The organism is Xenorhabdus sp. IM139775 (assembly GCF_028598745.1).
GTDB lineage: Bacteria > Pseudomonadota > Gammaproteobacteria > Enterobacterales > Enterobacteriaceae > Xenorhabdus.
In genome coordinates, this window is record NZ_JAQRFK010000047.1 from 17,170 (window position 1) to 27,277 (window position 10,108).

10 protein-coding genes and 2 pseudogenes are annotated in these 10,108 nt (G+C 44.6%); 4 read left to right on the forward strand and 8 right to left on the reverse strand.

The annotated features are described in order from the left end of the window. Window positions 1-118 precede the first annotated feature (118 nt). The 3 genes from ptsH (at window position 119) to crr (ending at window position 2,788) form a co-directional block, all read left to right on the forward strand. Window positions 119-376: a phosphocarrier protein Hpr gene (gene ptsH, locus PSI17_RS11085; RefSeq protein WP_273552045.1), complete on the forward strand. Its 258-nt coding sequence runs from the start codon at window positions 119-121 to the stop codon at window positions 374-376. 127 nt (window positions 377-503) lie between these two features. Beyond that, entirely contained in the window at window positions 504-2,231 is a 1,728-nt protein-coding gene (ptsI, locus tag PSI17_RS11090) for a phosphoenolpyruvate-protein phosphotransferase PtsI (protein ID WP_273552046.1), read from the forward strand. Between the two features lie 47 nt (window positions 2,232-2,278). Then, the gene (gene crr, locus PSI17_RS11095; RefSeq protein ID WP_045971613.1) at window positions 2,279-2,788 is read left to right on the forward strand and encodes a PTS glucose transporter subunit IIA; all 510 of its coding nucleotides are present in this window, start codon (window positions 2,279-2,281) and stop codon (window positions 2,786-2,788) included. Window positions 2,789-2,972: 184 nt separating this feature from the next. Here crr and cysM read toward each other — a convergent pair whose 3' ends face one another. From cysM to PSI17_RS11125, 6 genes are all read right to left on the reverse strand, one after another. Then, entirely contained in the window at window positions 2,973-3,854 is an 882-nt protein-coding gene (gene cysM / locus PSI17_RS11100; protein ID WP_273552047.1) for a cysteine synthase CysM, read from the reverse strand. A 132-nt stretch (window positions 3,855-3,986) separates the two neighbouring features. Continuing rightward, a complete protein-coding gene (gene cysA / locus PSI17_RS11105) occupies window positions 3,987-5,075 on the reverse strand; it encodes a sulfate/thiosulfate ABC transporter ATP-binding protein CysA (protein ID WP_273552048.1) in 1,089 nt (362 codons plus the stop codon). Window positions 5,076-5,085: 10 nt separating this feature from the next. Beyond that, complete coding sequence (cysW, locus tag PSI17_RS11110) at window positions 5,086-5,949, reverse strand: sulfate/thiosulfate ABC transporter permease CysW (RefSeq protein WP_273552049.1); 864 nt, start codon at window positions 5,947-5,949, stop codon at window positions 5,086-5,088. Further along, window positions 5,949-6,779: a sulfate/thiosulfate ABC transporter permease CysT gene (cysT, locus tag PSI17_RS11115; RefSeq protein ID WP_273552050.1), complete on the reverse strand. Its 831-nt coding sequence runs from the start codon at window positions 6,777-6,779 to the stop codon at window positions 5,949-5,951. The genes cysW and cysT overlap by 1 nt, the downstream gene beginning before the upstream one ends. Then, complete coding sequence (gene cysP, locus PSI17_RS11120; protein ID WP_273552054.1) at window positions 6,779-7,777, reverse strand: thiosulfate ABC transporter substrate-binding protein CysP; 999 nt, start codon at window positions 7,775-7,777, stop codon at window positions 6,779-6,781. The genes cysT and cysP overlap by 1 nt, the downstream gene beginning before the upstream one ends. A 236-nt stretch (window positions 7,778-8,013) precedes the next feature. Next, the gene (locus PSI17_RS11125) at window positions 8,014-8,583 is read right to left on the reverse strand and encodes an RpoE-regulated lipoprotein (RefSeq protein WP_273552051.1); all 570 of its coding nucleotides are present in this window, start codon (window positions 8,581-8,583) and stop codon (window positions 8,014-8,016) included. Window positions 8,584-8,911: 328 nt separating this feature from the next. Here PSI17_RS11125 and PSI17_RS11130 point away from each other — a divergent pair, with 328 nt between their 5' ends. Beyond that, window positions 8,912-9,160, forward strand: coding sequence for a hypothetical protein (locus PSI17_RS11130; protein ID WP_273552052.1), 249 nt, complete (start codon window positions 8,912-8,914; stop codon window positions 9,158-9,160). A gap of 166 nt (window positions 9,161-9,326) precedes the next feature. On the opposite strand, the pseudogene PSI17_RS11135 reads toward PSI17_RS11130, so the two are convergent. After that, window positions 9,327-9,533 (reverse strand): annotated as a pseudogene (locus PSI17_RS11135) (GNAT family N-acetyltransferase); the annotation flags it as partial. Window positions 9,534-9,669: 136 nt separating this feature from the next. Further along, window positions 9,670-9,912: pseudogene (locus tag PSI17_RS11140) on the reverse strand (GNAT family acetyltransferase); the annotation flags it as partial. Window positions 9,913-10,108 lie beyond the last annotated feature (196 nt).

Below are 10,108 nucleotides of genomic sequence, written 5' to 3' on the forward strand. Positions count from 1 at the left end.
AATACGCTTTGTTTCGTTATCATTTAAACGGTTGTACAAGCCGGAGCGAATTCAACAACACTGACTTTTTGAATTCGCTTGGCTCATCAACGAATATTTAAGTTATTGAGGAAATACTATGTTCCAGCAAGAAGTTACTATTACTGCACCAAACGGCCTCCACACTCGCCCTGCGGCACAATTTGTCAAAGAAGCAAAAGGTTTTGCTTCTGACATTACCCTGTCTTCTGGAGGCAAGTCTGCCAGCGCAAAAAGCCTGTTCAAATTACAAACGCTGGGATTGACTCAAGGTACAGTCGTAACGATTGCTGCTGAAGGCGAAGATGAGCAACAGGCAGTTGAACATTTAGTTAAATTAATGGGTGAATTGGAATAATTGTCTGCTCAATCAAGCCAATCTATTTCATTCAGTTTATCCCCAGTGCAATAAAATCTGGGGATATTTTGAGCCTCTCCCCCGAAGGCTTAATGAAAGGTAATCATCCGCAGTAAGGTCATATAATATGATTTCAGGCATCTTAGTATCACCAGGCATTGCTTTCGGTAAAGCGCTATTACTGAAAGAAGATCCCATCATTATCAATCAGAAAAAAATTATTCCTGACCAAGTAGAACAAGAAATTTCCCGCTTTAAGCAAGGCCGCGACAAATCTTCCGCACAATTAGAGATAATTAGAGAAACAGCCGAAAAAAATCTGGGTGCAGAAAAGGCCGAAATCTTCGAAGGCCACATCATGTTGCTGGAAGATGAAGAGCTGGAGCAGGAAATTATCACGCTGATTAAAAAGAATCTGCTGACAGCCGATGCAGCCGTCCATTCGGTGATTGAAGATCAGGCCAGGGCGCTGGAAGAACTGGATGATGAATATTTGAAGGAACGGGCGGCCGATGTCCGTGATATTGGCAAGCGTTTACTGAGAAATATTCTGGGTATGCCAATTATTGACTTAGGCTCCATTGAAAAAGAAGTCATTCTGGTTGCCAGTGACCTGACCCCGTCAGAAACCGCACAACTCAATCTGGACAAGGTATTGGGTTTTATCACCGATCTTGGCGGCCGGACTTCTCACACTTCCATCATGGCTCGCTCTCTGGAGTTACCCGCAATTGTGGGTACAACCAATGCGACCAAGCAAATCAAAAATGGCAGTTACCTGATTCTGGATGCGGTTAATAACCACATTTATGTGAACCCATCTGATAGCGAAATCGAGAAACTGAAAGCAGCAAAAAGCGAGTATCTAACCGAAAAAGCCGAACTGGCGAAGCTAAAAGACTTGCCAGCCATTACCTTGGATGGTCACCAAGTTGAAGTTTGCGCCAATATCGGTACGGTGCGTGACGTCATGGGTGCTGAACGCAATGGTGCCGAAGGTGTCGGTTTATACCGCACTGAATTCCTGTTTATGGATCGCGACTCCCTGCCAACGGAAGATGAACAGTTTGAAGCCTATAAAGCGGTTGCAGAAGCCGTGGGTAATCAAGCCATCATTATTCGTACAATGGACATTGGTGGGGATAAAGACCTGCCTTACATGAACCTGCCAAAAGAAGAGAACCCCTTCCTCGGCTGGCGCGCGATCCGAATTTGCCTTGATCGTAAAGAGATCTTACATTCTCAATTACGTGCTATCCTGAGAGCTTCTGCATTTGGTAAACTGCGCATTATGTTCCCAATGATTATTTCAGTTGAAGAAATACGGGAATTAAAAGCCGAGCTTACATTACTCAAAGTGCAGTTACGTAATGAAAACAAGGCATTTGATGAATCGATTGAAGTTGGCATCATGGTGGAAACGCCGGCTGCTGCAACCATTGCTCATCATCTTGCAAAAGAAGTTGACTTTTTTAGTATTGGGACAAACGATCTAACTCAGTATACTCTTGCGGTAGACCGTGGTAATGAGCTGATTTCCCATCTCTACAACCCAATGTCACCCGCGGTGTTGAGCTTAATCAAGCAGGTTATTGATGCCTCACACGCAGAAGGTAAATGGACGGGCATGTGTGGAGAACTTGCCGGTGACGAACGTGCCACGCTGTTGCTCTTGGGCATGGGGTTAGATGAGTTCAGTATGAGTGCGATATCAATTCCACGCATTAAGAAGATCATCCGTAATACTAATTACGATGATGCAAAGGCACTGGCAGGGCAAGCCTTGACTCAGCCAACCGCACAGGAATTGATGGATTTGGTTGACACCTTTACCAGAGAAAAAACACTCTGCTAAAAAATTAGCCAGAATACGGTCCCATTAAAACAATTAGGAGAAGATTCATGGGTCTGCTTGATAAATTGAAATCTCTGGTTTCAGACGATAAAAAAAACAGCGGCAGTATTGAAATTATCGCCCCATTGTCAGGTGAAATAGTTAATATTGAAGATGTTCCTGATGTTGTTTTTGCCGAAAAAATTGTTGGGGATGGTATTGCTATTAAACCAACCGGCAACAAAATTGTCGCTCCAGTTGATGGCACCATCGGTAAAATCTTCGAAACTAATCACGCTTTTTCTATCGAATCTGATAGTGGCATTGAGCTATTCGTCCATTTTGGTATTGATACCGTTGAACTGAAAGGTGAGGGTTTTAAACGTATTGCCGAAGAAGGCCAGCGGGTACAAAAAGGCGATTTGGTTTTAGAGTTTGATCTGGCATTTTTGGAAGAAAGAGCTAAATCAACCTTAACACCTGTTGTTATTTCGAACATGGACGAAATCAAAGAGTTAACTAAAGTCAGTGGATCTGTGACCGTCGGTGAATCCGTCATCATGCGGATCAAAAAATAACAGAAAGATTATTGAGGAATATTTCCCTCTTTATTCTGTTAACCGATTCATTGCCATTGCTGGTTGCGCGTCAATCGCCACTGTTTTATCCGGCTGAAAGGTAAAATGTCTGATAAAACAGGGCGATTTTTTATGGATAAATCAACAGCGCTCAATTATTCGAATAAGGCAGACAAAAGGTGCGTTAATTAAAAACCCCGGTGGACAAATACCGGTCGCCACGATCACAAATAATCGCAACAACAACGGCTCCCGGATTTTCGGCTGCAATACGCAATGCCCCGGAAACTGCCCCGCCAGAACTGACGCCACAGAAAATACCTTCCTTCTGCGCCAATAAACGCATTGTCGTTTCCGCTTCCGTTTGGCTGATATCCAAGATCTGATCCACCAACGCTTTCTGATAAATGCCAGGCATATAGGCCGGAGACCAGCGACGAATACCGGGGATATGGCTATTTTCCGCAGGTTGCAATCCGGTCACCTGCACTTTGTCTGACTGAGATTTCAGATAGCGGCTCACCCCGGTAATTGTGCCTGTTGTTCCCATGCTGGAAACAAAGTGAGTAATCCGCCCTGCTGTTTGCTGCCAGATTTCCGGGCCAGTAGTATTGAAATGGGCCAGTGAATTATCCGTATTATTAAATTGATCCAGAACTTTTCCTTCGCCATTTTTCGCCATTTCTTGCGCCAAATCCCGCGCACCTTCCATTCCCAACGCTTTACTGACCAAAATTAATTCAGCACCATAAGCCCGCATAGATGCCTGTCGCTCAAGGCTCATGTTTTCAGGCATTAATAATTTTAAGCGATATCCTTTTACCGCCGCGATCATCGCCAGTGCAATACCAGTATTGCCACTCGTTGCCTCAATCAGAATATCACCCGGCGCAATTTCTCCGCGCAATTCCGCTTGCTGGATCATCGAAAACGCCGCCCTATCTTTCACGGAACCCGCCGGGTTATTGCCTTCCAGCTTCACCCAAATTTCAGCATCAACGTTTTCTGTCATTCGTTGTAATTTTACCAGCGGTGTATTACCGATAAATTCTTCCAAACTTGCCACAGCATTACCCAATTTGTATAAGAATGGATAAAGAAATAATCATATTAAAGAAACTGTAGCAAGACATTAAGCAAAAAATCCCTACTCCCTCGCCGGACGGGGAATAGGGATTCAATATAAAGATGAATAAAATCAGGCGGATTCAGCAAGCCGCAGAACTTTTAATGGCAAATCCCCCGCATATAAGCGAGCCCCTGTGCCACCAATAAAATAACGATTTCCCCTCACCGGAATAGATGAGGCATCCTGCCAAATCACGGACAGGTATTCATTCCCCCAGCCTATCGGCTGAACAGATAACAGGAAAAAATGACCGCGCGGGCTCACCTCCACGACTTGCACCGGCAAAGGGCAGGCCGTTGTTTGTTTGGCACTGAGCGCCATATCCCAAGGACGGAAAAAGACATCAACCTTTCCTTGATGCAGCGGTGTGATATTCAATGGGAAAATTGTCCCGCCAATCCAGAGATGGGAACCTCTAATTTCACCATTCAGTTTGTTGATTTCGCCCATAAACTCAAGGACAAAGCGGCTCTCCGGTTCATGCCACACTTGCTGAGGCGTGCCGACCTGTTCAATGCGCCCCTGATTCATCAGCACCACTCTGTCAGCCACTTCCATCGCCTCTTCCTGATCATGGGTGACAAATACGCTGGTAAACTTCAACTCTTCATGAAGCTGACGCAACCAGCGACGTAATTCCATTCTTACCTGCGCATCCAACGCGCCGAACGGCTCATCCAGCAACAGGATCTGCGGTTCAACGGCCAACGCCCTGGCTAATGCCACACGCTGTTTTTGTCCACCAGAAAGCTGTGAAGGATAACGTTCTGCCAAATGGGAGAGCTGCACCATCTCCAGCAAAGTCATGACTTGGCGGTGCAATCTCTCAGCATTAGGACGCTGACGACGGGGAAGCACTGTCAGGCCAAACGCCACATTATCAAATACCGTCATATGGCGAAATAAGGCATAGTGCTGGAAGACAAACCCAACATGCCGATCTTTTGCATGTCGCCGGCTGACATCCTGTCCGTGAAATTGCAATTGACCTGCACTCTGCTGCTCAAGCCCCGCAATGATCCTCAACAATGTCGTCTTGCCAGAACCGGATGGACCAAGCAGGGCGACCATCTCACCCGATTCAATATCCAGTGAAATTTCATTCAGTATCTGAGATCGGCCAAAAGATTTACTGATTTTATTGATTTCAATACTCATATCCCGCTCCTCACCCCCCTTGCTGGCGGCTTAAACGCCATTGCAATGCACTTTTGACAATCAGGGTAATAATCGCCATCACCGCCAATAAGGCCGCTGCCGTAAATGCGCCAACCGTGTTGTAATCTTGGTATAACAACTCAACCTGCAAAGGCAGCGTATAGGTTTCACCGCGAATGGCCCCCGATACCACCGACACGGCACCAAATTCCCCAATCGCCCGTGCATTGGTCAAAACAACACCATATAACAATGCCCAACGAATATTTGGCAACGTCACGCGCCAGAACATCTTCCAGCCAGATGCTCCCAACAATATGGCTGCTTCATCTTCTTGATTGCCCTGACTCAACATCACCGGCACCAATTCACGCACCACAAACGGACAGGTCACAAATACCGTCACTAATACCATGCCAGTCCATGAAAACATCAATTGAATGTCATAATCCCCCAGCCAACTGCCTAACCCACCATTGGCACCATAAAACAGAAGATAAAGTAACCCGGCCACGACCGGCGAAATGGCAAACGGAATATCAATTAATGTCAGTAATAATTGCCGTCCGGGGAATTGGAAACGTGTTACCAGCCACGCCGTCATGACGCCAAAGACCAAATTGAGGGGGACGGTAATCAGCGCAATCAGCACGGTCAGCCAGATGGCATGCAGCATATCGGGATCGACAAGGTTTTGGGCAACCATGTCGATGCCTTTGGAAAAGGCAGTCAGGAAAATCCATGCTATCGGTATGACCAATAACAGAACCGAAAAAAGGATACCTGCGCCAATCAATAGCCCTTTCCCCCAATTGATGGAGGGACGTTTTACGGCAGGACGTTGCGCCACGGTGGATACGGAAAATTCAGTCATCAATGTCCCCCTATCCGTTTACCAAAGCGGCTTTGCACGATGTTGACGCTAAATAGCAATAATAACGACGCAGCGAGAATGACTGATGCAATCGCACTGGCCGCCGGATAATCAAATTCTTGCAAGCGGACAAAGATCATCAGGGAGGCAACTTCAGTTTGCCAGGCAATATTGCCTGCGATAAAAATCACCGCACCAAATTCCCCCAAACTGCGGGTAAAAGAGAGCACCGTTCCGGCAATTAATGCAGGCGACACTTCGGGTAAAATCACCCGTCGAAAAGTTTGCCAACGGCTCGCGCCTAATGTCTGGGCGGCTTCTTCATATTCAGGGCCTAATTCTTCAAGAACCGGCTGCACAGTGCGGACAACAAAAGGCAGGCTGGTAAATGCCATTGCGACCGCAATACCCAGCCAAGTATTGGCGACTTTGATATCAAAATTGCCAAACCAGACACCATACCACCCGGTTGCAGAAAAGAGGGTCGCCAGTGTTAAACCGGCAACGGCTGTCGGTAACGCAAAGGGCAGATCCATCAAGCCATCGAGTAAACTGCGTCCCGGAAATTGATAGCGCGTTAATATCCAAGCCATCAACATCCCAAAAACCATATTGAACAAACTGGCAATCATTGCAGCCAGTAATGTCACTTTATAAGCAGCAACCACCTGCGGATTGACGATGACCTGCCAATATTGTTCCCATGTCATGCTGGAAAGCTGCACGACCAAAGCACTTAACGGCAGCAACAGGATAAGGCAGACATAAAACAGGCTACAGCCCAAACTCAGCCCAAATCCGGGCAAGACACGTTTACTGGCTCCCCACATTATTTACGCCCTTCTAATAATAATTGTTCAAGCGTGCCACCCGTGTTGAAGTGAGTTTCCATCACTTGAGGCCAACTACCGAATTGTTCTTCAAGGCGAAATAGCTTAGTGGCAGGAAAACGGGATTGTTGTGCGTTCATAACATCTTGATCAATCACACGATAATTAAAACGGGCGATAATTTGCTGGCCAGCCGGACTATACAAATAATTTAAATACGCTTTGGCGGCGGCTTCAGTACCATTTTTCTGAACATTTTTATCCACCCAAGTCACAGGGAATTCAGCCAGAATATTCACCGCTGGCACAATGAGTTGGTAATTATCTTCACCATACTGCTTACGAATGTTATTGACCTCAGATTCAAAGCTAATCAGTACATCCCCCATACCCCGCTCAATAAAGGACGTGGTTGCCCCACGGCCTCCGGTATCAAACACCTCTACGTTCTGTAACAAACGCAGCATCTGTTGGCGAACCTTGGCGGGGTCATGCGGATTTTGTTGCTGAAAAGCTCCCCATGCCGCCAAATAGGTATAACGCCCATTGCCTGAAGTTTTTGGGTTGGGAAAAATCAACTTCACGTCATTTCTCACCAAATCATCCCAAGTCTGGATATGCTTGGGATTACCTTTGCGTACCAGAAAAGCCATGGTGGAATAGTATGGAGAACTATTATTTGGCAAACGCTGCTGCCAGTTGGCGGGAATGAGATTGCCGCGATCGTGTAAGATCTGAATATCCGTAACTTGGTTATAAGTGACCACATCCGCTCGCAATCCATGCAAAATCGCCAATGCTTGTTTCGATGAGCCGGCATGGGATTGTTTGAGGGTCAATTTATTCTGCGGGTGCTGTTTATTCCATTGTTTTTCAAATTCCGGATTCAAGTTCAAGAATAATTCTCGTCCAATATCGTAAGAACTATTCAGCAACTCAACAGCCCAGGCACCAGAGCTATAAGCGTTGAGACCGGCAAAAAACAATAGGCCAGTCATCCCGCTTAATAATTTATTTTTTATTGCCACTATTTTCATCCAATACCTTGCTTATCACACGATTTGACAACAACTTCTCTACTGTATCCAGAATCGTTATAACAAGGTAGGTTACTAACGTCTGTTTTATATACCGAATTTTTATGAGAAATGATGAAACGCGATAAGGTGCAAAAGATATTAAGTGGCTATAAAAAGATGCTTTACTTTACATAAGACGACTTTTCAGATTTTTATCATGATTTCCAAACGATACGCGAAATCTTCCAGCCCTTCAAAACATCATCGGAAGGGATTAATCCTTCAGGGCCATCCCAAGTGCCGGTAAAGACATAACTAACATGCTGGCTTTGTGGTGCCGTGCAAATGACGGCAGGCTGCACCGTGACATCCTGAGTGCGCTGACATTTGCCAAATGCCTGATTATAGAGATCAGAGAATGGTGTGCCTATTTTCGTACCCCAAACGGTTTTAACCCCGTCGTCCAGCACATCAATACGATTAACCTTACCCTTGACCAGACCATGAAATTCCAGTTTCACCTGCCCATCTTCCATGCCCTGAATGACACTCACTAACTTGCCATTTTGCATTTCCATGCCACTACGCAGACGATATTTTCCCTCCAACCCCTTTTCGATCGCGGATTGAGTCATATCCGTCTGTTGATTAATTTCGCCTATACCCTGTTCAGAAACGCTCAAAGGATTGCCAAACCAGCCAGATAACGCAGGCCATGATGCACGTAATGTTCCGGCACAGGCCGTCAACAAGAGTGAGCATCCTACCAAGCTGCTGGCTGCCATAAGCCTCTTCTGTCTGAAACTGAAATTAAATGCAAAAAATTTATCCATCACTGTTTTCTTACCTTTGGCGCTATGGGGTGGTCACTTGATACCTATCAGACCGCACTTTCAAAAAAACATTCAATGCAATTGTGAATATACAAACCATTCATCAACAGAAACATCAAAGTTATGGTTACAAGAGGTTATTTATTAAGTATTGCACATTTATTTATAAAATAAACTGTATGATCAAATAGCATTACATATTTTTATTCGTTATCTTCCTGCCAATTTTATCTTTATTATTTCTCAATTGGCTAAATAATATAACTCAGGAGAAAAAATAATGATGAATATTCCTTATCAATGTTATGTCGATTATCAGCAGCCTTATAGCTGGACTGCATTAAAAGGAAAGTCCACATCCTCCATACCTGAGCATTATTATCTATTTAAGGATGAGAATGGAGATATTAAAGTTATTCTTTACATTGACAATAGGAAACCTGCGATGTCAAAAGATCTCTTGGTTATAAAAAACAAATACCTGAGAGGATGGTCGCATTCCATTTATACTTCATCAAAAAAGCAATAGAAGAAGATAATAGCTAAATAGCATAACGCTGCTCAACCATTTCATCACTTATCTTCCCTACCAACTTCAAGTTGCAGCTCGCAAGACGAAAGTAGCGTATTATCTCCCCGTCGCACGGGGAGATAATAAATGCATCTTGCAGTACGACGAGTATATAGCAACCCATTTAATCAATAATCAATCGCTTGCTAAACATCACATTTTCTTGACCCAAATAATCATATTCCATTTTTTCACACATACAGATTGTTGCATCATTTTCTTCTGGAACCGTGATCAAAATACAGGGACAACCTCTGGCTAATAATTTTTTTTCCAGACGAGAGATTAAGGCATTGGCTATTCCCCTGCCTCTGAATTCAGGATGAACCCCAGGGCGAGAGCATGAAAGCCTGCTTTTTGAACGATCCGTGCAAATAAAATACTGGTTGATACTTTAACAAGACCGAATTGAGTGATATTCACCCTATAATTGATTATGTTGCATACAAATTAAGGTCAAAAAACGTTCGCGCTCTCGCCCTGGGATGAACCCCCAGATAATAAGCATACCCCCGATGCCCATCATAACCGCCCATCACCGTACCAACCACTTCCCCCGCCACTTCAGCAACCAGAAATAAATCAGCGTCATGGGTAAGTTTACGCTCAATATCTATTTCTGGATCATCACCAGAATTAATCAAATCACAACGTTCCCAAAGTGTGATAACGGCTTCAAAGTCGTCTTGCCGAAATACCCGAATTTCCATAGTTAGTCAGCCTATTTAATAAGCAGTTGAATCAACATTAATTATCGCTGCTTTTATTTTGGAATCAATATGAAAATGCGTTTACTGAGACTAACGCTGAATTAACATATTAAGTGCAATCGGCGGGGTATTAAAAGGAGTGAGTCAACTGTGATACATTTCATGGCTCTCACACCTGAAATCATGGCCTGATATG

Bases quoted from the DNA above. Each gene is read 5' to 3' on its own strand.
- cysA (WP_273552048.1), bottom strand. From the start codon at position 5,075: ATGAGTATTGAAATCAATAAAATCAGTAAATCTTTTGGCCGATCTCAG.
- cysW (WP_273552049.1), bottom strand. From the start codon at position 5,949: ATGACTGAATTTTCCGTATCCACCGTGGCGCAACGTCCTGCCGTAAAA.
- PSI17_RS11125 (WP_273552051.1), bottom strand. From the start codon at position 8,583: ATGGCAGCCAGCAGCTTGGTAGGATGCTCACTCTTGTTGACGGCCTGT.
- ptsH (WP_273552045.1), top strand. From the start codon at position 119: ATGTTCCAGCAAGAAGTTACTATTACTGCACCAAACGGCCTCCACACT.
- cysP (WP_273552054.1), bottom strand. From the start codon at position 7,777: ATGACTGGCCTATTGTTTTTTGCCGGTCTCAACGCTTATAGCTCTGGT.
- cysT (WP_273552050.1), bottom strand. From the start codon at position 6,779: ATGTGGGGAGCCAGTAAACGTGTCTTGCCCGGATTTGGGCTGAGTTTG.
- PSI17_RS11130 (WP_273552052.1), top strand. From the start codon at position 8,912: ATGATGAATATTCCTTATCAATGTTATGTCGATTATCAGCAGCCTTAT.
- ptsI (WP_273552046.1), top strand. From the start codon at position 504: ATGATTTCAGGCATCTTAGTATCACCAGGCATTGCTTTCGGTAAAGCG.
- crr (WP_045971613.1), top strand. From the start codon at position 2,279: ATGGGTCTGCTTGATAAATTGAAATCTCTGGTTTCAGACGATAAAAAA.